Genomic DNA, 20,917 nt, shown 5'->3' with positions numbered 1-20,917 from the left:
CGGGTCGACCACCCCACCGCGTCACTGACCGGACCGCCGCACCTGCTGGCCGCGACCCTGCTCGGCGACCTCGATCTGAGCGCCGCAGTACAGCAGGGCCTGCGGCTCAGCGGCGAACACGAGGCAGTACTGCGCATCCTGCCCCGCTGATCGACCGGCCGCTCGCGGGCCTGCGACCTCAAGCTCTACCGAGTCTGCGCCGGTCTCAAAACGGTCCATTCTGAGAAGATCCGGCTAGCGGTCCGAAGTCGCCGATCCGGACCGGATTCGTTCTCAAAACCCGTTCTCACGCAAACGTGTCGCTCCGAGGTTCTGAGAAATGTTTGTGCGAGCATCCCCCGGGTTCGACAGTCTGCGGGCACACGACCGGGTCTGATCGATTGTCTTCGCTGGTCAGCATGATCTGAGTGGTCTAGAGCAGATCTGGGGTGCGGACATGCGGGTTTGCTGATTCAGCTGCCGTGAGCTGGGGTTTTGTCGCATCCTGCGGGCATGTACGTGCGGAAGACCCAGCGCCGGAACCGGGACGGCAGTGTGGTGCGCTATGTGCAGTTGGCGACGAACCGGCGCGTCGGCGGCACGACACAGGCCGATGTGCTGCTCAACCTGGGCCGGGAGGACACGCTCGACCTGGACTCCCTGCGGCGGCTGGTCGACTCTCTCAACCGCTATCTCGGCGACGGGGACGCGGATGTGGCCGCGCCGCTGGGTCTGGAAGGCGGACCGCTGGCGGTGGAGTCCTCCCGGCCGATCGGGACGGTGTGGCTGCTGGATGGCCTGTGGAAGCTGCTGGGCGTCGACCAGGCGCTCGCAAAGGTGCTGGACGCGCGGCAGTTCCGACCGATGTGGAACGCGCCCTGTTCGCACTGGTCGCCAACCGAGCCGTCGCCCCGAGTTCCAAGCGGGCCGCCGCCGAGTGGGCCGGCAAGGACGCGGTGGTGCCCGGCATTGAGGAACTCGCCGAACAGCACGCCTACCGGGCCATGGACCTGCTGGTCGACGAACACACCCAAGCCGCGGTGCAGGAAGCGGTGTTCTTCGCCGCCGCGAACCTCCTCGACCTCGAAGTCGACCTGATCTTCCTCGACACCACCAGCACCTACTTCGAACGGGACGAGGCCGACGACACCGACGATGCCCTTCGCCGTTACGGGCACTCCAAGGACCACCGCAAGGACCTCCCGCAGATCGTGATCGGACTGGCCGTCACCCGCGAGGGCATCCCGGTGCGGATCTGGACCTGGCCCGGCAACACCAACGACCAGACGGTCATCACCCAGGTCAAGGCCGACCTGCGGGCCTGGCGGCTGGGACGGGTCGTGACTGTCACCGACCCCGGCTTCTCCGGCGAGTCCAACCTCGCCTGCCTCAAGAAGGCCGGCGGCCACTACATCACCGGCGTCAAGATGCGCGAGGGATCCACGAAGGCCACCGAAGCCCTCGCTCGGCAGGGCCGCTACCAGCAGGTCCGCGACAACCTGCGGGTCAAGGAGGTCCGCCTGGACTCCGCCCCGGGCCGGCGCTGGATCATCTGCCACAACCCCGCCGAAGCCGAACGCGACGCCCAGCGCCGCGAGGAGCAACTCGCCGCGATCACCGAAGAGCTGGCACGCATTGCCACCGCCCGGGCCCAGGACGCGAAGAAGACGAAGGACAAGGCCGCCAAGGCCGGTCTCAAGCGCGCCGTCCCACCGCCGGACACCGTGCACCGCAAGGCCGAGTGCGCGCTTCGCGACCACCCCTCGCTCGGCCGGTGGCTCAAGCAGTCCCCGACCGGCCGGCTCTCCATCGACCGCGCCAAGGTCAAGACCGAGGCGAACCTCGACGGCAAGTACCTCCTGGCCACCTCCGACCCGGACCTGACCGCCGAGGACGTCGCGCTCGGCTACAAGAACCTCCTGGAAGCCGAACGAGCCTTCCGCACCATGAAATCGACCTTGTATCTGCGACCGGTCTACCACCGCCTGGACGACCGGATCCGCGCTCACGTGCTGCTGTGCTGGCTGGCCCTGCTGCTGATCCGCGTGGCCGAACGCCGCACCGACACCACCTGGCGGACCATCAGAACAGAACTCCAGCGACTCCACCAGGTCACCCTCGCCGGGCCCGCCGGACGCCTCCAGCAGACCACCGACACCACCGAGGCCCAGGTCCGAATCTTCCGGGACTGCGGCGTCCCGATGCCACCAAAGATGAGCGGCCTCACACCCGCCGAATAGCCCCTGAACTGGGCAAACATCCGCCGGAGCCGTGGACACACGACCCCGGCGGGCCGTCACGCCCGAACCCGCAGGTCACCCCCGAAATCCGGCCCGGTTATGTGCCCACACACTGTCGAACTCGGGCGACCCGGTGGAGACCAAAGCCAGCGGCGACGTGGACCTCTGGGTGCGAGACGGTTCGGCCCTGGGCCTGCGGGCCTTCAATCCAAATGGCGTCGGCGTGTTTTTCCTGTCAGAGGACGAGGAGATGCCTGCCGAGGACGAGGACTACTCAGCTTTCGCCCGTCCACCGGTACAGGGGTTGGTAGTCGGCGCCGGCTGCTCGGGCTCGGTGAACCACGTGCTGCTCGGTCACCTGGCGCTCGCTCTCGCCCGCCGTCTCGATGCGCTGGTCGACTTCGACGGTCTCCTGAGTAGCCACCCTGCCGCGGGAGACGACGTGGGAAGCGAGGCGGTGCTGGCCCGGGCGAGGGTACTGGCATCAGCCTTTCCGGGAAAGCTCGCGGAGGTGTCCTATGACACCGGAGGCGGAGGGCGGCGGCTTCGGCATGTCGGCGACGTGGAATTCCTGCAGGCATGGCTGCAGCACCCCGACTTCCACTTGATCAAGTAGCGCCTCGACTCGGAGCTGCCGACAGCTTGCTTGCTGAACGATCATCAGCCGTCGGATACCTTGCCGATCTACCGACAGTTGCCGTGCTGACCTGTCGAGAGAGTCGCACGTCCAGTAGCACTGCCAGCGACAAGTAGCACACTGGGTCACACGGCTTGAGCCGGGACACGACAGGTGGAACCTGGCCGGGCGGATGGGAACTACCGGAGACGGGTCGCGGTCCGGACGAGGTCGGCGACGGCTCTGGACCGACTGTGCGGCGGCCAGGCGATCACGGTGGTGACCTTCGGCGCGTCCAGCACGGGCACGGCGGCGAGGTCACCGTGCAGTTGAGCCCGGCACGACTCCGGTGAGACCGCGCAAGCACGGCCGAGCGCGACGAGCTGCAACAACTGCGCGTGGTCGCGAACCTGCGGGCCGGGGCCGGGCGGGTAGGCGCCGTCGGGGTCGGGCCAGCGCGGCAGGGGCAGGCCGGGCAGCCCGGTGATGTCGGCCATGTGCACATGGGCCCGGACGGTGAGCGGATGCCCGGCCGGCAGGACCACCACCTGCCCCTCCGTGCTGAGCTCCTCGGTGTGGAGCCCGGCCGTCGAGTCGAACGGCCGGTGCAGCAGCGCCACGTCGGCCCGGCCCTCACGCAGGAGTCGTCCCTGCTCGGCCGGGCCGCACAGAATGACGTCGACGGGGACGGCGTCGGGTTCGGCGGCGTACGCGTCGAGCAGTCTCGCCAGCAGCTCGCTGGACGCGCTGGCCTTCGTGACCAGGACCAGGCCGGGACGGCCGGTCGCGGAAAGGGCCGCACGGCGGGTCCGGCGCTCGGCGGCGTCGACCGCGTCGAGGGCCGCCCGGCCCTCGGACAGCAGCACCGAACCCGCCTCGGTCAGCGTGACGCTGCGGCTGGTCCGATCCAGCAGCGCCGCCCCGAGCCGGCGTTCGAGCTGCTGGATCGCCCGTGACAGCGGCGGCTGTGCGATCCCGAGCCGCTGCGCGGCGCGCCCGAAGTGCAACTCTTCGGCGACGACGACGAAGTAGCGCAGTTCCCTGGTCTCCATCCGGCCACGGTACTCCGGATCAATACCTCGAAGGTATCGCTGCCCACCCAACCGGTCTTGGACCCCCGCCGGGGTCCGAGTGCAGCATGGTTCCCATGAGCGAACGAACGATTGCGCTGGTCACCGGCGCGAACAAGGGAATCGGCTACGAGATCGCCGCAGGCCTGGGCGCCCTCGGCTGGAGCATCGGCGTCGGCGCCCGCGACGATCAGCGCCGCAAGGCCGCGGTGGAGAGCCTGCGCGCGGCCGGCGTCGACGCGTTCGGCGTACCGCTGGACGTGACCGACGACGCGAGCGCGACAGCCGCCGCACGACTGATCGAGGAACAGACCGGGCGCCTCGACGTACTCGTCAACAACGCCGCCATCGCAGGCGGCATGCCCCAGGAGCCCACCCGCGTCGACCCCGCCACCATCCGCACGGTCGTGGAGACCAACGTCATCGGCGTCATCCGCGTCACCAACGCGATGATGCCGCTGCTGCGCCGCTCCGCCTCACCGCGGATCGTGAACATGTCCAGCAGCGTCGGCTCCCTGACCCGGCAGTCAGGGACCGCTGGTGAGCTGACCGCAGGTCCGGTGGCCGTGGCGTACTCGCCGTCGAAGACGTTCCTGAACGCCGTCACCCTCCAGTACGCCCGGGAGCTGAGCGGCACGAACATCCTGATCAACGCCGGCTGCCCCGGCTACGTCGCGACCGACCTCAACGGCTTCCGGGGCGTGCGCACCCCCGAACAGGGCGCGGCCATCGCCATCAAACTCGCGACCCTGCCCGACGACGGCCCGACGGGCCAGTTCTTCGATGACGCCGGCGTAGTGCCCTGGTGATGTGCCGGCGGTCGTCACCGCGGGGTGAGGCGGCCTCGCCCGCGCGTCTCGAACAGGTTCGTCGACCGTGGCGGCTGCCCCGGCCGACGCTTCAGCGCCCGAGGCAGCGCTCCGCACCGCCACTGGTTCCCGAGCTTGCTCTGCTTCGACGGACACCCTCGGTATGGCGGTCAGGCCGCCAGCACGCTCTCGTACTCGACGGAACGGTCCGGCCGACCGGGAGCCGGACACCGAACTCGGATGCCAGCTGGGCGAATTCACCATGGCAGCCGTGATCCGAGTGGAAGTTCACCGGCCGTTCGGGTGCCGCTGGTGGCAGGCGGCTCGCAGGGCGTCGGCGAGGAGTTCGGTCCGCAGGTGGTCGGCGGTGGCCCAGCCGACGACGCGGCGGGTGGCGGTGTCGATGACGGTGGCCAGGTAGCGCCAATCCCCCTCGGTCGGGACGTAGGTGATGTCACCGCACCAGCGCGCGTCGTGGGCGGCCGGGTCGGGCGTGAAGTCGCGCAGGACCAGGTCGGGACGCCTGGCGGCCACGGGAGACCTTGAGCGGCTCACACGCCCGTTCGACGTTGTGGCCTGCCTGCTTCTCGCCTCGATGAACGGGTGCACCGTCACCGGGTCTCCTGAGCGAAGAAAGCCGTGGCCCGGCGGAGGATGTTCACGTCCTCGCACAGGCGGCGGTTCTCCCTCCGCTGCCGGGCCCGTTCCTCCCACGCGTCACTGCTCAGCCCGTCCCGCTCGCCTGCCCTGCTTGATCCAGTCCCGCACTGCGGTCTCGGTCGGACCGAAGTCCTTCGCGACCGATTGGAGCGGGCACCCGTCTGCGCAGATGTCGATCTCGCGGCTGACCCGATCGACCAGGAACCGGCCAGGCCACCTGAACTGCGGCCCGTCGACACGGTTCGTCAGTGGTGTGTCATAGGGTCCGCTCATGATCGCGCGTCCCACTGGGCAGGCGGAGGGGCCGTACGACGCGGCCTTCTTGCCCCGCCAGCAGATGGTCCTCACCGCCGCCCACCAGCCGATTGATGAGCCGGTGGCCAAGTTCGGTGGTCAACCTGTCTGGTTGTCCGAACCGGCCTGGCCAGTGGACCCCACCTCCGGTGGGCCGCTGGTGTTTATTGGGCAGTTCCCCGTCCCCGGTCCCGAGCCACGGATGGCCTATCTCTTCCTCCACGAGAAAGGCATCATCATGGGTGGTCTCGACCCGGAGGCCGGCGACGCGGTGCTGCTGGTCCAGCCGGACGGTCGCATCCCGTCCTTCGCGGTCATCGGGCCGCCCGGCACGCGTGGGCGGACTCTGTGGCGCTGGGGCCCCGGCTACACCGAGGTCCCCGTCGAGTGGCGCATCGATCTGCAGCCGATACCGCCCGAAATCGACCGCTCGATCGATGAGCAGGCGGCCTTCGAGCGAAGCATGCGAAGCGATGACTACGACGCCGAGATGCCCGGCGGCGAGGACCTGCACGACTACTTCGGCGGTAGTGCTTGCTACCCCAACCACGAAGCGCGCGTCGACTCACCGTGGCAGTTTCTGTTCAAGATCAGCGACGGCGGCGGAGCCGAGGGCGATCCGTACTTCCTCAACTTCGGCCACGGGTACGGCTTCGCCTTCGTCAGCCCGGATCACCGCGAAGGCCGCTTCTTCTGGGAGTGTTCATGAGGTGGCAGCTCTGCTCTGCCCAGCGACTTCAAGACGTTCCTGGATGTCTACGGCAACGGGGTCATCTCCGGCGAACTCGTGGTCTTCCGCCGAGAGGCATCGAGCCCGTTGCGGGAGCGCACGACCAAGACCCATCAGTCAGTGGCCAACATGGTGGGGCCGGAGGCGGTAGCACCAGCCGTACCGGATGGGTGATGCGTCCCTCCCCGCGGCCGGCGCAGCACTAGCATCGGGTTCCATGATCGTATGGCTCAACGGCACCCACGGCGCAGGCAAGACGACGACCAGTGCACTCGTGCAGCAGCTGATCCCGGATTCCCGGGTGTTCGACGCCGAGAAGGTCGGCGAGACGCTCATGGACATCACGCCGGGGCTGCCCAGGACGGACAACTTCCAACACTGGCCGCCGTGGCGGCCACTCGTCGTCGAGACCGCCCGCCGCGTACTCGACTACACCGGCGGCACCCTGGTGATTCCCATGACCGTCCTGGTCGAGCAGTACTGGCGTGAGATCAGTACGGGCCTCGCCCACCATGCCATTCCGGTGAGGCACTTCGTCCTCCACGCCGACCAGGACACGCTCCGTGGGCGCATCGCGGGCGACACCGTGGTCGGCCCCAACTCCCCGTTCCGCCTCACCTACCTCGAGCCGTACGCCGAGGCGGCCCGCACGTGGCTGCACGGCGAGGCCGAGGTCGTCGACACCACGCACCTCACGCCCGCCCAGGCCGCCCTCCAGATCGCGGCGGCCGTCGGGAGTTGAGGTTCACCCGCCACGGGCCACCGTGGAACGGGGGTGCCGGAGCTGGCGGCAGGGCCGAAGTCGTTTGCCGGCTGCGGCGGGCGGTGGGTAGCGTCGCCGTTCGTGATGCCGACTCTGCGTACCGAGCGCCTGCTGCTGGAGCCCTACGTCCCCGAGGACGAGGAGGGGTTCGTCGCGCTGTTCCAGGACGGGCGGGTGTCGCGGTGGATGGGTGACGGTCCGGCTTCGGAGGAGGAGGACCGGGCGCTGTTCGGCCGGGTCTTCACGAAGGTCTACGCCCAGGACCTGTTCGCGGTCTGGGCGGTACGCAGGGACGGCCTGCTGGTCGGACACGCCGAGATCAAGCCGACCGACGTGGTCGGGGGCCACGAGATCGTCTACGCGTTGGCGCCGGAGGCCTGGGGCTCGGGTCTGGGGACGGAGGTGGCCGAGGCACTCGTGGCGTACGGCTTCGACGTGCTCGGGCTGTCCGAGGTGCACGCCACCGTGGCGGAGGCCAACGCCGCCTCGCTGGCGTTGCTGGGCCGGATCGGCTTCGCCCACGTCCGGGACCTCACCGAGGAGGACGGCAGCACCACACGCGTCCTGACCCGCCCCCGCCCCGCCGCCGGGCCGGACGGCGGCGGCGCCCGACACGTCTAGCTGTCGTTGCTGGAGCCAGGAGGCCTTGATCCGGGTCGGACGGCCCGTCGTAGGCTGCGCTCCATGAGTCTGTGGGATGTCCTGCCGGACGGCGAGCGGCAGCAGTGGGCCTTCGATCCGTTCGTGAGCGTGGGTCCACTGCGGTTTGGCATGAGTCCGGACGAGGCGTCTGCTGCACTCGGCGGAGTCCGCGCGACCGTGCGCCGGCACGACTCGCGTTGGAACATCGCGTGTCACACCTACCCCAGGGTGGGCCTGAAGCTCTACTTCGTGGCCGACGAGAGCCTGTGCGGGGTGTCCGTCGACGCCCTACGAGGACCGCAGGTCCTGGCGGACGGGACGGCAGTGGTCGGCAGGGTCCCTTCCGAGCTGGAGCAGTGGCTGTTCGACCGTGCCGAGAGTCGGGAGACCCGTACGGAGTTGTTCTACCTGCCCGGGGCGGAGGCGGGGTCGCTGACTCTTGGGGTGGTGCTGTGCCTGCAGCGGGCCGGGGATCGTCTGGTCACGCGCCCGGTCTTTCTGCCCGCCGACGCCATGGGCGACGTCTACCAGCACCTGCCGGGTGAGGCTTGGGCGATGTTCTGATCAGGCATCTTGCGCCTCACTGCAGGCAACTCGGGGAGGTCTGCCGGGACGGGCGGCCATCGTCCGGGGAGGTAGGGTCCGGGCATGACGAGCGATCCGGACGGCGGCGGTGGCAGCGGCGGCGGTGTGGTGGTCGTGACGACCACGTACGACGACGAGGCGAAGGCGCGGGCCCTGGCGGGTGCCGTGGTCCGGGAGCGGCTGGCGGCGTGTGCGCAGGTGTACCCCGTGCGGTCGGTCTTCCGGTGGGACGGTGAGGTGCGGGACTGCGCCGAGTGGCGCGTCGACTTCAAGACCCGCGCCGAACTGTTCGAGCGGCTGGCCGCGTTCATCGGCGGGCGGCACGGCTACGACGTTCCCGAGGTCGTCGCCGTTCCGGTGGCCGCCGGTTCCGCGGACTACCTGGCCTGGGTGGTGGGCGAGACCACCGGCTGAGACCCTTCCCGGGAGCGGGGCCGGGACCGGGGTCAGGGCAGGGTGAGGATGCGGGGGCCGGCCTCGGTGACGGCGATGGTGTGTTCGATGTGGGCGGCCCGGCTGCCGTCGATCGTGCGCAGCGTCCATCCGTCGGGGTCGGTGCGGTGGTCGTCGCGTCCGCCGGCCATCAGCATGGGTTCGATGGCGAGGGTGAGGCCGTGGCGGAGGGGGAGGCCGCGGCCGGGCCGGCCGCGGTTGGCGACGTGGGGGTCCTCGTGCATCCGGCGGCCGATGCCGTGGCCGCCGAAGTCGGCGGGCATGCCGCAGTCGGCCTTGCGGGCAACCGTGCCGATGGCGTGGGAGATGTCGCCGAGGCGGTGGCCGACGGTGGCGGCGGCGATGCCGGCGTCCAGGGCCTGCTGGGTGGCGGCGATGAGTTCGAGGTCGCCGGGGCGGGGGGTGCCGACGGTGAAGCTGATCGCGGCGTCGCCGGTCCAGCCGTCGAGTTCGGCTCCGCAGTCGATGCTGACCAGGTCGCCGTCGCGCAGCCGGTAGTCGGTGGGGATGCCGTGTGCGACGGCGTCGTTGACGGAGGCGCAGATCGCGGCGGGGAAGGGCGTGGGGGCGAAGGAGGGCCGGTAGCCCAGGAACGGCGAGCGCGCTCCGGCTCCGGCGAGTACGGTGCGGGCGGCTTCGTCGAGTTCGCGCAGGCGGACGCCCACGGATGCCGTCGTGCGGACGGCCGCGAGGGCCTGGGCCACGACGCGGCCGGCTTCCCGCATCGCCTCCAGTGCCGTGTCGGTCTTGATCTCCACCATGTGTCGTGACTCCCTGCGGTGCGGCGGCACTTCCCAATACTTATACCGGTATTAGTATCACAGGCATGGTGAGAGTTCCGCTGAGTCCGCAGGAGCGGCAGCGCGGTGAGCGCTTCGGGAGCCTGCTCCGTCAGGCCCGCGGCGACCGCAGCATGGTCGAGGTGGCGGCAGCCGCCGGGGTGTCCGCCGAGACGCTCCGCAAGATCGAGACCGGCCGGGCCCCGACCCCGGCCTTCTTCACCGTGGCGGCCCTGGCCCACGCCCTGGGCCTGTCCCTGGACGAGCTGGCCGCCGCCTGCGCGGAGGACACCGGGGCCGGCGAGGGCGGCCAGCGGGCCATGTCGGCGTGACCGGCGTGACCGGCGGGCCCGCGCCGTTCGGGAGTCCGTCACCCCGACCGCGGCCGGGGTGACGGGCGGCCTTGACCTCAAGTGCGGTTCACCTCCTACCGTCGTGACGGTCAAGCCTGTCCCCGTCCGGATCGGAGCACCGCAGCCATGACGTTCACCCCCGAGGAGCTCGACTACCTGGCCGGACAGCGCCTCGGCCGGCTGGCCACCGTCGGTCCGGACGGTTCGCCGCAGGCGCGGCCGGTCGGCTTCCGGCTGAACGAGGACGGCACCGTCGACATCGGCGGGCCGGCCATGGCCACCAGCCAGAAGTACCGCAACGTGGTCCGCGTCCCGCAGGTCTCCTTCCTGGTGGACGACATGACACCGGTCGACGCCCCGGATGCCGCGGCGCCCGGCTGGGGACGCGGGGTGGAGATCCGCGGCCGGGTGGAGCTGCTGACGGTGGAGGTCCCGCCGGTGGCGCCGGGGTTCTTCTCCCACGAGATCATCCGGGTGCACCCCGAGCGGATCATCAGCTGGAACCTGGCCGAGAAGGGCAGCGCCGGGCGCGACGTCACCCGCTGACCGCAGCGGGGGCCGTCCCCCCGGCCGGGGCAGCGGCCGGGGGGACGGCCGGGGGAACGGCCCCGACCCGTCAGACCGCCGGTGGGTCGACCAGCCGGGCGCCGTCCGTCAGCATCCCCGCGCGTTTGACCGTCCGGAGCACCGGCACCACCTCGACCTGCTGGACGGCCTTCAGTGCGCCGATCCGCTCGGTGAGGTAGCCGTAGAGCGCGTCGGTGTCGCGGCAGACCACCACCGCGAGCAGGTTGGCGGAGCCGGTGATGGCCGCCGCGAACGGCACCTCCGGGTGACCGGCGAACGCGGCGCCGGTGGCGGCCAGTTCCGCCGGCGGCACCGACACCAGCAGCGCGGCCTCGGCCTGGAAGCCGAGCAGGACCGGGGCGATCTCCACGTCGAAGTAGATCGCGCCGCCGTCCCGGAGCTGCTCCAGCCGGCGGCGCACGGCGGACTCCGACAGCGCGGTGGCGCGGGCCAGTTCGGGGTAGCCGGCCCGGCCGTCCCGGCCCAGGACGGCGAGCATCGCGAGCGCCGCCTCGTCGAGGTCGATCCGCGTGCCCGGGCCGAACACCCAGGGCCGTTCCAGGGCTCGGACCTGCTGTTCGGTCAGGATGTCCAGGCCCGCCCAGTGGCCGGGACCACCGATGAAGGTGCGCAGGATGCTGTGCGCGGAGATGCCGGTGACCCGCCGGGTGCCGGGCAGTTTCTGGAGCAGCAGGGCGTCCCGGTCGCCCCGGTTGCGGGCCCGGCTGATGCAGTGGATCTCGGTACCGCCGGAGTTGAGCGTCACCCAGGCGATGTCCGGCCGCCTGGCCAGCCCGTCGGCGACCTGGACGGCGGCGTCCGGGGTGCACTGCACCCGCAGCCAGGACTCGTACAGGCCGACCCGGTGGCCGACCGGCAGGCCGACCACCCGCAGCAGGCCGGCGGTGCGCAGCCGCCGGTAGCGCCGGATCACCGTCTGGTCGGAGACCTCCAGCACCTCGGCCAGCCGGCTGAACGGGGCCCGGCCGTCCATCATCAACGCCTGCACGAGGGCCTTGTCCAGGCCGTCCAGCTCCTCCACGTCATGCATGGTTTCCATCATTCCACGGCGCCTGGTGTCGGATTCCACCGCGACACCGGGTCCGGATAGGTGGATCCGTGATCGGGTGACAGGTTCTCCGGTGTGGAAGAGGGCGGTGGACGCCCCGCCGTGAGGACGGCGAGCACGACGAGGACGAGGAGAATCCGATGCGCAAATGGCTGCCGCTGATCGCGGTCTGCCTGGGAGCGTTCATGCTGCTGGTGGACGTCACCATCGTGACGGTCGCGCTCCCCGACATGGCCACCAGCCTGCACACCACCTTCGCCGACCTGCAGTGGGTGATAGACGGCTACGCGCTGGCGCTGGCCGCACTGCTGCTCGGTGCCGGATCGCTGGCCGACCTGGTCGGGCGGCGCCGGGTGTACGTCGCCGGGCTGGTGATGTTCGCGGTCGCCTCGCTGGCCTGCGGCCTGGCCTCCGGGCCCGGGCAGCTGATCGCCTTCCGGGCGCTGCAGGGCGTGGGCGGCGCGGCGATGTTCGCGACCACGATGGCGCTGCTCAGCCACGCCTACCAGGGCCGTGACCGGGGTGTCGCGTTCGGCGTCTGGGGGGCGGTGAACGGCGCCGCCGCGGCGGCCGGGCCGATCGTCGGAGGTCTGCTCACCGAGCACCTGGACTGGCGCTGGATCTTCTGGGTCAACCTGCCGGTGAGCGTGGTCGCCGTGGCGGTGACCCTGCGGGTGGTCAAGGAGTCCCGCAACCCGCACGCCGCCGGGGTCGACCTGCCGGGGACGGTGTCCTTCACGCTGGCGGCCGGCTCCGTCACGTACGCGCTGATCAAGACCGGGGACAACGGCTGGGGTTCCACCACCACGCTCGGCCTGTTCGGCTTCGGCGCGCTCGCCCTGCTGGCCTTCGTCCTGATCGAGGCCCGCAGCAGCCGGCCGATGCTGGACCTGCGGCTGTTCCGCAGCCCCTCCTTCGTCGGGATCATGATCGGCGGACTGCTGCTCTCCGCCGCCGCCTTCGCCTACCTGGTCTACGCCTCGCTGTGGCTGCAGTCGGTGCGCGGAATGGGCCCCGTGACGGCCGGTCTCGCGCTGGTGCCGATGAGCGTGCTGGCCTTCCTGACGGCCGGGATCGGCGGGCGGCGTCTGCACGGCGTCCCGCCGCGGCTGACCATCGGCGGCGGACTGCTGCTGATCGGTGCCGGCGCACTGCTCCAGGCCGTCATCGGCCCGGACTCCGGCTGGAGCGTGCTCGCGGCCGGTCTCGCCGTCAGCGGGGTCGGGGTCGGCCTGGCCACCCCGGCGATGGCCGCGGCCGCGATGGCCGCCGTGCCCCCGGCCCGGGCCGGCATGGCCGGCGGGGCGCTGAACACCGCCCGCCAGCTCGGCCACGCCCTGGGCATCGCCCTGCTGGGCGCCGTCTTCCAGGCGGGCCTCACCCGTTCGCTGGAGCACGGCACCGGCACCGGCACCGGCGACCCGCACGGCACGGCGCAGGCGCTCAGCGGCGGGCAGGCCGGCGCGGTGGTCGCCCGGGCGGCGGACGGTGCGCGCCCGGCAGTCGAGCACCTCGTCCGCACGGCCTTCGCGGACGGCCTGCGGGACACCTTCCTGGTGTCGGGGGCGTTCGGGCTGGCGGGCGGCGTCCTGGTCCTGCTGATGCTGCGCCGCCCGGCCGCACCCGCGGGCGCCCCCGCCGGTGACCCGGCCGCGACCCTGGTGGGCGACCCGACCGGGGCCCGGCACTGACCGCCACCCGCGCCGCACCGCGCCGCGCCGCACCGCGCCGCACCGCGCCGGCAGCCCCGGCCGCCCGCTCGTACGCCAGGCGGGCGGCCGGGGCGGTGGCGAGAATGGAGTGATGTCCCGCCTCGACTGGAGGCTCCATGGTGAGCGAGGACGACCCCCACCGCCGGCTCCCGCCGGCGGCCTCCCCCCGCTGGGGACGGCTGGTCGTCTGCGCCTACGTGCTGATCGCGCTCGCCCTGCTCGGCGACATCCTCACCGCGCCCGACGTCACCTTCTCCCCCCTCCTGGCCGCCGTGCCGGTGCTCGCGGGCACCGGCACCCGGCGGGCCTGGGTACCGCTGGCGGCGGGCTTCGCTGCCCTGGCCGGGGTCGCGGTGCTGGCCCTGCTGAACAGTCAGGTGGACTCCGTGGTGCACGCGACCTCCGCCGCGGCGGTCGCGGCGGTCACCGTCTCCAGCGCCGCCTCGGTCGCCCTGGTGGCGGACCGGGAACGGCGGCTGGCCGAGCTGCGCTCGGTGGCCGAGGCCGCCCAGCAGGCGCTGCTGCGGCCGGTCGAGCCGCGGGTCGGCGGGCTGGAGGTCGCCGTACGGTACGCGCCCGCCATGGCCGAGGCCCGGATCGGCGGGGACCTCTACGCGGTGGTCGACTCGCCGTTCGGGGTGCGGGTGCTGCTCGGTGACGTCCGGGGCAAGGGGCTCGGCGCGGTGGAGACCGCGGCGGACGTCATGGGGGTGTTCCGGGAGGCCGCCGTCTCGGAGGCCGACCTGTCGGCCGTCGCGGGCCGGCTGGACGCGGTGGTGGCACGGCGGCCCGGGGACGAGGAGTTCGTGACCGCCGTCCTGGTGTCCGTCCCCGCCGACGGCGCACCGGCCGGGGTGGTCAACTGCGGCCACCCACCGCCGCTGCTGCGTACCGGCCGACTGGTCAGCGAGGTGGATCCGCCCGCCTGGTCGCCGCCGCTGGCCCTGCTGGGGCTGACCGGCGGACGCTACCCGGTGCAGCAACTCCCGCTGGAGGCGGGCGACGTGCTGCTGCTCTACACGGACGGGGTGTCCGAGGCCCGCGACGCGTCCGGGACGTTCTACCCGGTGGCCGAGCGGCTCTCCGCGATGCCTCCCGCGGAGAGCCCGGAACCGCTGCTCGACCGGCTGCTCGGCGACGTCCGCGCGTACACCGTGCACGGGCTCACGGACGACGCGGCGATGCTCGCCCTGACCCGGGCGCCCTGACCAGACCCCGACGGCCCGACCCGGGCTCGCCGACCGTGGGGCCGGGGCGCGGCCGTCAGCGGCGCAGCGTGGCGCGGGCCGAGGCCGTCGAGCCCACCAGTGCGCCCGACGACCCGGGCCTGGCCGCCACCACGCCCGACACCCCCGCCGAGGCCGCCGTCCGCGCCCGGGCGACCCGCAGGGCCCGGCGGTCCAGCGCCCGGCCGAGCACGTACCAGACGGCGACCGCGTAGGCCCAGCCGGCCAGGATGTCCACGATGAAGTGCTCGGCGCCGTAGACCAGGGTGAAGGCCATCGCCAGCGGATAGGCGGCCAGCACCACCCTCGTCCAGCGGCCCGCGCCCCGCCAGAAGAACAGCGCCAGCAGCATCGGGTACGCGGCGTGCAGCGAGGGCATCGCCGCGACGTCGTTGGCGAACTGGCTGCCGTTCTCGAAGACCGACCCCGCCCGGGGCAGCCCGCTCTGGTTGAGCACGTCCGAGACGATCCGGGTGACCGCGGGCATGTGGCCCTCCTGGGCGGTCAGCCACGGCGGATCGGCGGGGTACAGCACGTACGTGGCGAAGCCCGCGAAGGTGACCGCGAGGTAGAGCGCGAGCAGCCGCTGGAACCCCCGGTAGCGGCGCTTCCAGAGCACCGCGAGCACCAGGAAGACCGCGAAGAAGTGGGACATGTAGACCAGCACGGCCAGGTAGTCGTACCAGTGCGCGTCGCCCGGCGTGTAGAGCCAGTGCTGGAGCCGGACCGTCCAGGTCGCCCCCGCGCCGAGGAACCTGTCGATGCCCAACTGCGGCTCGTAGCGGACCGGCCAGGGGGTGTGCGCGCCGTAGCCGCGCAGCAGCGAGTAGGCCCAGACCACCGCCATGACGGGCACCCAGTCCCGCAGGACCAGCAACCAGCCGTAGCGGCCGCCACTGTGCACCGACGCGGCCACCAGCGCCGCGATCAGCCAGCAGAACACCACGTCGTTGGCGTACGGCAGGCCGTAGTTCCACAGGTACCAGGCGAACGCGAGCGCGAACAGCGGCCAGGCCAGCAGGCGCGGGCGGAGGAACCGCCGTCCTGCCCGGTCCGCTCTGTCCGGCCCGTCCTGCGACGGATCGTTCCGGGTACCCGAATGTGCTGGTCGGAGCAGGTCGGTCATGGCGCCCGAAGCTAGCACCGCATTCTTTGAGGAGCCTCGGGAAACCTCGCGCCACACCCAGGAAACAATCAGGAGACGAACCGATGACGGTCGGGCACCGGAGGCGCTCGCCCCCGCCCGGTCCGGGGCACCGGTCGGGCGCCCAATCTCCAGCCGCTTGTGTTCCACCATGGGACCTGCGCTCGGGGGGGACGGACTCCTCCTCCGAGGCTAGCCCGGGCACGGCACCCCCGCCGCGCCGGGACGGCCGGCCGGGACGCCCCGTGGCCGGCCGGTCACCGCATCACCCGGACGAGTGAGGGCGCTCGGGGCCCGGGACGACCCGAACGGTCAGGCGGACTCGATCCGTTCGACGATCAGCTCGCACAGCTCGTGGGTGCGCAGCGCGTCCTGCGCCGACAGGGTCTTCCCGGCCCGGACGGCGTCCAGGAAGCCGGTCACGATCTGCTCGATGCCGCGCTGGCGCGCCACCGGCACCCAGTCCCCGCGGCGGCGGACGCTGGGCTGGCCCTTGTGGTCGATCACCTCCGACAGGTTGACGACCACCCGCTTGGCGTCACCGCCGGAGACCTCCAGCACCTCCTCGGTGGAGCCGCTGACCCGGTTCATGATCCCGAGTGCGGTGAAGCCCTCGCCCGCCAGCGTCAGCACCAGGTGCTCCACCAGGCCGCCGCGGGTGCGCGCGCGGACGTCCACGTGCTCGATCTCGCCGGGGACCAGGAAGCGCAGGGTGTCCACGACGTGGATGAAGTCGTCGAAGACGACGCTGCGGGCGGCCTCCGGTAGACCTTCCCGGTGCTTCTGCAGCACGATCAGGTCGCGCGGGCGCTCGGCCGCGAGCAGGTAGCCGGGGGCGTGCCGGCGGTTGAAACCCACCATCAGCGACCGCCCGCGGCGGTCGGCCAGGTCGACCAGGTGCCGGGCGCCGTCCAGGTGGTAGTCGAGCGGCTTGTCCACGTACACGTCGATCCCGGCGGTGAGCAGCTGCTCGACGATCGGCACGTGCTGGTCGGTGGCGGCGTGCACGAAGGCCGCCCGGATGCCGCTGCCGATCAGCTCGCCCAGGTCGGTGTACCGCTGCGGCAGCCGGTAGGTGTCGCCGATCCGGTCGAGCTTGGCGCGGTCGCGGGTCATCAGCCGCAGGTCGATCCCGGGCTGCGCGGCGAGCACCGGCAGGTAGGCCTTCTGGGCGATGTCGCCGAGGCCGATCACCCCGACCGCCAGGGGCGCGCTGTCGGGGTCGAGGTGGTGGTCGCTCATCGGGGCGCTCCTGCCGGGATGGGGTGGGCGGCCGGGCACGCTGACCAGGCCCGATCATCCGGCAGCATATGCCAGGCGCGTCGCCGATCAGTCAGGATGCGGCTGGAACTGCCGACTTGGCGGACCGCGCCCGGGAATCGCCGCCGGCCGCCACAATGGGGGGATGACGACTGCGCGTTGGAACGGCGAGATCCTGGCGGTCAGCGACCGCACCGTCCTGGTGGAGGGCAACCACTACTTCCCGCCCGACTCCGTCCGGACGGAGTTCCTGGACGCGTCCACCACCACGACGCACTGCTCCTGGAAGGGCGCGGCCTCGTACTACACCCTGCGGGTGGCGGGCGCGGAGAACCCGGACGCCGCCTGGTACTACCCCGACCCGAAGCCGGAGGCCGCCCACCTGGCCGGCCTGGTCGCCTTCTGGCGCGGCGTGGAGGTCGGCACGGACTGACCTGGCGGCGTTCAGGCGTCCGCCAGGCCCGCCGCGGCCTCGGTCAGCGCGGCCAGGACCGGCCGGATCAGCGGATGCTCCTGGGCGCCGCTGCGCACGGCCGCGAACACCCTGCGGGTGGCGAGAGCGCTGTCCACCGGCCGGACCGCCACCCGCGACAGGTCCGTCCCGCGCAGCGCCGAGCGCGGCACCAGCGCCACCCCCGCGCCCGCCGAGGCCAGCGCCACCACCGCCCGGAAGTCGTCCGAGGAGTGCACCAGCCGGGGCTGGAACCCGGCGTACTCGCAGGCGAGCAGCACCACGTCGTGGCAGGGGTTGCCCGGGTACGGCCCGATCCACGGCTCGGCGGCCAACTCGGCGACGGCGACCGGCCCGGTGCCCTGCGCCAGCGGATGGCCGAGCGGCAGCACCGCCTCGAACGGCTCCGCGTACAGCGGCACCCGGGTCAGCCGCAGGTCGTCCGCCCGCGGGGCGCCCCGGTACTCGACGGCCACCGCGATGTCGGCTCCGCCGTCGAGCAGCATAGGCAGGCTGGCGTCGCCCTCCGCGTCCAGCACCTTCAGCCGCACGCCGGGCGCGGAACCGGCCAGCACCGCGATCGCCGGCGCCAGGACCAGCGCGATCCCGGTCGCGAACGCCGCCACCGTCACCTCCCCGGCCGCCCCGTCCCGGTACGCCGCCAGATCGGCCTCGGCCCGCTCCAGCTGGGCGAGCACCGCGTCCGCGTGGGACAGCAGGATCTCCCCGGCGGCCGTCAGCCGCACCCCCCGGCCGTCGCGCGCGAGCAGGTCGTGCCCGGTCTCCAGCTCCAGCGCGGCCAGTTGCTGCGAGACGGCGGAAGGGGTCAGGAAGAGCGCGGCCGCGGCGGCCGTCACGGTCCGGTGGTCGGCCACGGCCCGCAGGGTCCGCAGCCGTCGTGCGTCGATCACCCGGCCATTGTGCCAGCGTGCGGGGGCGCTACGGCGCGGGCGGTGGGAGGAGGCAGGGAGTGGTGACCCGCAGGAGCAGGTGATCGGCGCCTCCCGCAGTCGACTCCACCGTGACGGTGTAGTCGCTCGGGTGCTCGGCGTCGAGGATCGTGTCGGGCCTGCCGTCGAGCAGTTCGCGGTACCCCGTGATGGTGAGGCCCTCCCGCTGGAGCACGGCGCGGACCTGTCGGACGACCTCCGGATGCCGGGCGAGCGGTACGGCGCTGTGGGCGGAGTACATCAGGAAGTACCGGTCGTCCGGGGCGTGCTCGCCGTTCCGTCCCGTGCAGGGGCTGAAGAACGGTCGGACGGTGGCGGGGTCGATCCGGATGCCCGCGCTCCCGGCCAGGTGCTCGGTCAGCTGTCGCGCCCAGGCCTCGGCCTCGCTCCTGGCCTTGACGGGGAGCGGGTCGTCCTTGCCCGGGCCGGTGGTGGACATGCACGCTCCAAGGGTGAGGGTGAGGGTGAGGGCTACGACCGCACCGGGCGCACGCGCGCCACGACGGCCCGTCGCCGCAGGGGAGTCGGGAGGCGGCTCGGGACGTCCTCGGGGAGGCCGCGGCACCGTCGTCAGCGCGGGATCTCCGGCACGAGCTTCGGTTCCCTGCCCGCGATGATCCGGCCCTGGCCGGCCAGGCTCTCGCTGCCGGGCTTCCAGTAGCCGCTGTGCCCGCTGGTGTCGATCGCCAGCCGGTGGGCCCCGAACTCCCTGGACTGCGGCTCCGCCCCGAGGACGGTGCCGGCGACGGCCTGGATCCCGTCGTCACGGGCCGTGCCGACCCAGACGTGGCCGGGGTCGATGCCGAGCTGGGCGGCGCTGTCGACTCCCATCCCGGGGCTGGCCAGGCTGATGATCTCGTCCGCCCCGAGCCCCCCGCCGCCGCGGGCCGCGGCGCCGACGGCGTAACTGCCGTAGCTGTGCCCGATCACCGTGAGGTGGCCGGGCGAGCCGTCCGGACGGGCCGCCCGGACGCCCTCCGTGAAGCGGCGCATGGGTTCGGCGGCCTGGTCGCCGCGGGCCGAGGTGGCCACGCTGCCGTTGCCCCACTCGGGGGTGTCGTACCCGAGCCACGAGATCACCGCGACCTTCTCCCCGGGGCCGGCCGAACCCTCCGCGGCGCTCTGCAGGCCCTTGATGTGGTCGATCTGCCCCGGGACGCCCGCGAGCACGGTGTTGGTGCCCGGGACGAAGACCGCGATGTGCCGGGCGTCGTCCGGGTTGCCGGTGGAGACGATGGCGCGGCCGTCCCCCTCGGGGTCGATGCCGAGCAGCAAGAGCCGGTGGGCCTCGTCCTCGCCGTCGTTCTCGTCGAGCCTGCGCCGGATCGCGGTCAGGGCGGCCTGGCGCTCGTTGTAGGCCTCGTCGGTGATCCCGAAGTCCGCGGGGTTCCCCTGCCGGAGGGCGTCGAGCCTCCGGTCGAGCACCAGACGGTTGGCCCGGTCGCGGACGGCGGCGGGCAGGCCGTCGAGCCGGCCGATCTCCTCGGGGTGCAGGGCGAGTTGGCTGCGCTGCTGGTCGGGGCTGAGGGACCGCCACCAGGCGGCCGACCGTCCGGGGTCGCTGCCGTCGGGGACGGACGGGTCGACCAGGCCGAGGCCGCCGAGGACGGCGGCGGTGTCGGTGGCGGTCTCGGCGCTGGCGCCGAACGCACGGGGGCGGGTGAGGATGTCCCCGTCGAGCTGCGCGAGGGCGCTGCGGCCCTGGTCGCTGGCCTCCCGGGCGGCCCGGAGTGCGGCGTCGATCCGTTCCTGGAACTCGCCGGCGCGGCGGGCGAGTTCACGGCGCGGGGCGGCGGCGTCGGGGTCGTGCCGTTCGGCCGGGTCGACGGGTGGGAGGCCGACGGTGCCGACGGCGGACACCGGCAGTCCCCACTCCCCCGCGCGGTGAACGGCGTTGAGGAGGTTGGTCTGCGCCTGCCGCATCCGGTCGGCGACGGTGTCCAGGGCGAGCGCCGCCGCCTCGGCCTCCACCCTGACGATGTCCAGTTCCTGTTCGGTGCGCTCCATGCTCAGGAACGCCGCCTCGGCGTCGCGCCCCTGCCAGCTGTGTCGCAGCGGGCCGTCGACCGTCGTGCGGTGCCGGTCGCCGGCGTCCTCGACGGCGTGCGCCAGCCCGCGCCAGGCCGTGGCCGCCGCCCGCACCGCGTCCGGGTCGAAGGCCACCAGCAGTCGGTAGAACTCGCTCACCGGCCCACCGGAGCCTTCCAGGCGTCGGCGATCCGGCGGTCGTTGACCTCGTGGTTGTGGGCCGTGGTCTCCAGGTTGGCCGCGGTGTCGTCGAGGCGGCGGCGGACCGCCGCGAGCGGGACGGCCCAGCCGTCGCCGAGCCGGTGCAATCCCTGGGCGAGCGACCAGCCGGCCAGCCGGCCGGCCGCCGCGGCACTGCCGACGAGGGCGGTGTCCACCGGTGCGGCGAGTTCCCGCCCGAGTGTCCTGGCCACCGCTGCCGAGGCCCTCAACTCCCCCGGCGCGACCTTGATTCCGCTCACTCCCGCCCCTCCCGCCGACACCGCTGCGTGCACCAACCTACACAGTCGGCGACGGAGCGTGTCCGGCCGGACACGA

The 20,917-nt window shown here is 72.5% G+C and carries 23 protein-coding genes; 13 read left to right on the top strand and 10 right to left on the bottom strand.

What is annotated here, in order from left to right; genetic code table 11:
• Positions 1 to 428 precede the first annotated feature (428 nt).
• The gene (locus tag ACIOFR_RS36025; RefSeq protein WP_401004061.1) at positions 429 to 2,219 is read left to right on the top strand and encodes an IS1634 family transposase; all 1,791 of its coding nucleotides are present in this window, start codon (positions 429 to 431) and stop codon (positions 2,217 to 2,219) included.
• A gap of 31 nt (positions 2,220 to 2,250) precedes the next feature.
• Positions 2,251 to 2,835 (top strand): DUF6368 family protein, encoded by a 585-nt coding sequence (locus tag ACIOFR_RS36020; RefSeq protein ID WP_401004059.1) that lies wholly within the window; start codon positions 2,251 to 2,253, stop codon positions 2,833 to 2,835.
• A 200-nt stretch (positions 2,836 to 3,035) separates the two neighbouring features.
• Here the strand turns inward: ACIOFR_RS36020 and ACIOFR_RS36015 are convergent, their stop codons facing one another.
• Positions 3,036 to 3,887 (bottom strand): LysR family transcriptional regulator, encoded by an 852-nt coding sequence (locus tag ACIOFR_RS36015; RefSeq protein WP_401004057.1) that lies wholly within the window; start codon positions 3,885 to 3,887, stop codon positions 3,036 to 3,038.
• 95 nt (positions 3,888 to 3,982) lie between these two features.
• On the opposite strand from ACIOFR_RS36015, the gene ACIOFR_RS36010 reads away from it, so the two are divergent.
• Entirely contained in the window at positions 3,983 to 4,714 is a 732-nt protein-coding gene (locus ACIOFR_RS36010) for an SDR family NAD(P)-dependent oxidoreductase (protein WP_401004055.1), read from the top strand.
• Between the two features lie 288 nt (positions 4,715 to 5,002).
• Here ACIOFR_RS36010 and ACIOFR_RS36005 read toward each other — a convergent pair whose 3' ends face one another.
• The gene (locus ACIOFR_RS36005; RefSeq protein ID WP_401004053.1) at positions 5,003 to 5,248 is read right to left on the bottom strand and encodes a DDE-type integrase/transposase/recombinase; all 246 of its coding nucleotides are present in this window, start codon (positions 5,246 to 5,248) and stop codon (positions 5,003 to 5,005) included.
• 397 nt (positions 5,249 to 5,645) lie between these two features.
• Here ACIOFR_RS36005 and ACIOFR_RS36000 point away from each other — a divergent pair, with 397 nt between their 5' ends.
• The 5 genes from ACIOFR_RS36000 to cutA all read left to right on the top strand — a co-directional run bounded on the left by ACIOFR_RS36000 (position 5,646) and on the right by cutA (position 8,802).
• Positions 5,646 to 6,377: a hypothetical protein gene (locus ACIOFR_RS36000; protein WP_401004051.1), complete on the top strand. Its 732-nt coding sequence runs from the start codon at positions 5,646 to 5,648 to the stop codon at positions 6,375 to 6,377.
• A gap of 238 nt (positions 6,378 to 6,615) precedes the next feature.
• The gene (locus ACIOFR_RS35995; protein ID WP_401004049.1) at positions 6,616 to 7,140 is read left to right on the top strand and encodes an AAA family ATPase; all 525 of its coding nucleotides are present in this window, start codon (positions 6,616 to 6,618) and stop codon (positions 7,138 to 7,140) included.
• Positions 7,141 to 7,242: 102 nt separating this feature from the next.
• Positions 7,243 to 7,782 carry a GNAT family N-acetyltransferase gene (locus tag ACIOFR_RS35990; protein WP_401004047.1) on the top strand — a complete coding sequence of 180 codons (540 nt, stop codon included), beginning with the start codon at positions 7,243 to 7,245 and terminating at the stop codon, positions 7,780 to 7,782.
• A 63-nt stretch (positions 7,783 to 7,845) separates the two neighbouring features.
• Positions 7,846 to 8,367, top strand: coding sequence for a hypothetical protein (locus tag ACIOFR_RS35985; RefSeq protein ID WP_401004046.1), 522 nt, complete (start codon positions 7,846 to 7,848; stop codon positions 8,365 to 8,367).
• A gap of 84 nt (positions 8,368 to 8,451) precedes the next feature.
• The gene (gene cutA / locus ACIOFR_RS35980; RefSeq protein WP_401004044.1) at positions 8,452 to 8,802 is read left to right on the top strand and encodes a divalent-cation tolerance protein CutA; all 351 of its coding nucleotides are present in this window, start codon (positions 8,452 to 8,454) and stop codon (positions 8,800 to 8,802) included.
• A gap of 32 nt (positions 8,803 to 8,834) precedes the next feature.
• Here the strand turns inward: cutA and map are convergent, their stop codons facing one another.
• Positions 8,835 to 9,602, bottom strand: a complete 768-nt coding sequence (gene map, locus ACIOFR_RS35975; RefSeq protein WP_401004042.1) for a type I methionyl aminopeptidase — start codon at positions 9,600 to 9,602, stop codon at positions 8,835 to 8,837.
• A gap of 65 nt (positions 9,603 to 9,667) precedes the next feature.
• Here map and ACIOFR_RS35970 point away from each other — a divergent pair, with 65 nt between their 5' ends.
• Both ACIOFR_RS35970 and ACIOFR_RS35965 read left to right on the top strand, forming a co-directional pair.
• Positions 9,668 to 9,952 carry a helix-turn-helix domain-containing protein gene (locus ACIOFR_RS35970; protein ID WP_401004040.1) on the top strand — a complete coding sequence of 95 codons (285 nt, stop codon included), beginning with the start codon at positions 9,668 to 9,670 and terminating at the stop codon, positions 9,950 to 9,952.
• A 147-nt stretch (positions 9,953 to 10,099) separates the two neighbouring features.
• Entirely contained in the window at positions 10,100 to 10,519 is a 420-nt protein-coding gene (locus ACIOFR_RS35965) for a PPOX class F420-dependent oxidoreductase (protein ID WP_401004038.1), read from the top strand.
• A gap of 70 nt (positions 10,520 to 10,589) precedes the next feature.
• Here ACIOFR_RS35965 and ACIOFR_RS35960 read toward each other — a convergent pair whose 3' ends face one another.
• On the bottom strand, positions 10,590 to 11,591 hold the full coding sequence (locus ACIOFR_RS35960; protein WP_401004036.1) for an Lrp/AsnC family transcriptional regulator: 1,002 nt from the start codon (positions 11,589 to 11,591) through the stop codon (positions 10,590 to 10,592).
• Between the two features lie 158 nt (positions 11,592 to 11,749).
• Here ACIOFR_RS35960 and ACIOFR_RS35955 point away from each other — a divergent pair, with 158 nt between their 5' ends.
• The gene (locus tag ACIOFR_RS35955; RefSeq protein ID WP_401004034.1) at positions 11,750 to 13,300 is read left to right on the top strand and encodes a DHA2 family efflux MFS transporter permease subunit; all 1,551 of its coding nucleotides are present in this window, start codon (positions 11,750 to 11,752) and stop codon (positions 13,298 to 13,300) included.
• A 137-nt stretch (positions 13,301 to 13,437) separates the two neighbouring features.
• Positions 13,438 to 14,529, top strand: coding sequence for a PP2C family protein-serine/threonine phosphatase (locus ACIOFR_RS35950; RefSeq protein ID WP_401004032.1), 1,092 nt, complete (start codon positions 13,438 to 13,440; stop codon positions 14,527 to 14,529).
• 55 nt (positions 14,530 to 14,584) lie between these two features.
• On the opposite strand, the gene ACIOFR_RS35945 is transcribed toward ACIOFR_RS35950, so the two are convergent.
• Together ACIOFR_RS35945 and ACIOFR_RS35940 are read right to left on the bottom strand one after the other, a co-directional pair.
• On the bottom strand, positions 14,585 to 15,673 hold the full coding sequence (locus tag ACIOFR_RS35945) for a phosphatase PAP2 family protein (RefSeq protein ID WP_401004031.1): 1,089 nt from the start codon (positions 15,671 to 15,673) through the stop codon (positions 14,585 to 14,587).
• Between the two features lie 330 nt (positions 15,674 to 16,003).
• Entirely contained in the window at positions 16,004 to 16,897 is an 894-nt protein-coding gene (locus tag ACIOFR_RS35940) for a Gfo/Idh/MocA family protein (protein ID WP_401004063.1), read from the bottom strand.
• A 199-nt stretch (positions 16,898 to 17,096) separates the two neighbouring features.
• Between ACIOFR_RS35940 and ACIOFR_RS35935 the strand changes: the two genes are divergently transcribed.
• On the top strand, positions 17,097 to 17,384 hold the full coding sequence (locus tag ACIOFR_RS35935) for a DUF427 domain-containing protein (protein WP_401004029.1): 288 nt from the start codon (positions 17,097 to 17,099) through the stop codon (positions 17,382 to 17,384).
• A gap of 11 nt (positions 17,385 to 17,395) precedes the next feature.
• Here ACIOFR_RS35935 and ACIOFR_RS35930 read toward each other — a convergent pair whose 3' ends face one another.
• From ACIOFR_RS35930 to ACIOFR_RS35915, 4 genes are all read right to left on the bottom strand, one after another.
• Entirely contained in the window at positions 17,396 to 18,313 is a 918-nt protein-coding gene (locus ACIOFR_RS35930; protein WP_401004027.1) for a LysR family transcriptional regulator, read from the bottom strand.
• A gap of 28 nt (positions 18,314 to 18,341) precedes the next feature.
• Positions 18,342 to 18,791 (bottom strand): hypothetical protein, encoded by a 450-nt coding sequence (locus ACIOFR_RS35925; RefSeq protein ID WP_401004025.1) that lies wholly within the window; start codon positions 18,789 to 18,791, stop codon positions 18,342 to 18,344.
• 131 nt (positions 18,792 to 18,922) lie between these two features.
• Complete coding sequence (locus tag ACIOFR_RS35920; RefSeq protein ID WP_401004023.1) at positions 18,923 to 20,539, bottom strand: alpha/beta hydrolase; 1,617 nt, start codon at positions 20,537 to 20,539, stop codon at positions 18,923 to 18,925.
• Positions 20,536 to 20,841, bottom strand: a complete 306-nt coding sequence (locus ACIOFR_RS35915) for a hypothetical protein (protein ID WP_401004021.1) — start codon at positions 20,839 to 20,841, stop codon at positions 20,536 to 20,538. The genes ACIOFR_RS35920 and ACIOFR_RS35915 overlap by 4 nt, the downstream gene beginning before the upstream one ends.
• Positions 20,842 to 20,917 lie beyond the last annotated feature (76 nt).

Source organism: Kitasatospora sp. NPDC088346, assembly GCF_044740765.1.
Classification (GTDB): domain Bacteria; phylum Actinomycetota; class Actinomycetes; order Streptomycetales; family Streptomycetaceae; genus Kitasatospora.
This window is presented reverse-complemented; position numbering and strand designations above follow the sequence as displayed.

Excerpts from the sequence above, each read along its gene's own strand:
- ACIOFR_RS35995 (WP_401004049.1), top strand. The coding sequence starts at position 6,616 with ATGATCGTATGGCTCAACGGCACCCACGGCGCAGGCAAGACGACGACC.
- ACIOFR_RS35945 (WP_401004031.1), bottom strand. The coding sequence starts at position 15,673 with ATGACCGACCTGCTCCGACCAGCACATTCGGGTACCCGGAACGATCCG.
- ACIOFR_RS35965 (WP_401004038.1), top strand. The coding sequence starts at position 10,100 with ATGACGTTCACCCCCGAGGAGCTCGACTACCTGGCCGGACAGCGCCTC.
- ACIOFR_RS35955 (WP_401004034.1), top strand. The coding sequence starts at position 11,750 with ATGCGCAAATGGCTGCCGCTGATCGCGGTCTGCCTGGGAGCGTTCATG.
- ACIOFR_RS35935 (WP_401004029.1), top strand. The coding sequence starts at position 17,097 with ATGACGACTGCGCGTTGGAACGGCGAGATCCTGGCGGTCAGCGACCGC.
- ACIOFR_RS36010 (WP_401004055.1), top strand. The coding sequence starts at position 3,983 with ATGAGCGAACGAACGATTGCGCTGGTCACCGGCGCGAACAAGGGAATC.
- ACIOFR_RS35985 (WP_401004046.1), top strand. The coding sequence starts at position 7,846 with ATGAGTCTGTGGGATGTCCTGCCGGACGGCGAGCGGCAGCAGTGGGCC.
- ACIOFR_RS36015 (WP_401004057.1), bottom strand. The coding sequence starts at position 3,887 with ATGGAGACCAGGGAACTGCGCTACTTCGTCGTCGTCGCCGAAGAGTTG.
- map (WP_401004042.1), bottom strand. The coding sequence starts at position 9,602 with ATGGTGGAGATCAAGACCGACACGGCACTGGAGGCGATGCGGGAAGCC.
- cutA (WP_401004044.1), top strand. The coding sequence starts at position 8,452 with ATGACGAGCGATCCGGACGGCGGCGGTGGCAGCGGCGGCGGTGTGGTG.
- ACIOFR_RS35925 (WP_401004025.1), bottom strand. The coding sequence starts at position 18,791 with ATGTCCACCACCGGCCCGGGCAAGGACGACCCGCTCCCCGTCAAGGCC.
- ACIOFR_RS35960 (WP_401004036.1), bottom strand. The coding sequence starts at position 11,591 with ATGCATGACGTGGAGGAGCTGGACGGCCTGGACAAGGCCCTCGTGCAG.
- ACIOFR_RS35970 (WP_401004040.1), top strand. The coding sequence starts at position 9,668 with ATGGTGAGAGTTCCGCTGAGTCCGCAGGAGCGGCAGCGCGGTGAGCGC.
- ACIOFR_RS36000 (WP_401004051.1), top strand. The coding sequence starts at position 5,646 with ATGATCGCGCGTCCCACTGGGCAGGCGGAGGGGCCGTACGACGCGGCC.
- ACIOFR_RS35950 (WP_401004032.1), top strand. The coding sequence starts at position 13,438 with ATGGTGAGCGAGGACGACCCCCACCGCCGGCTCCCGCCGGCGGCCTCC.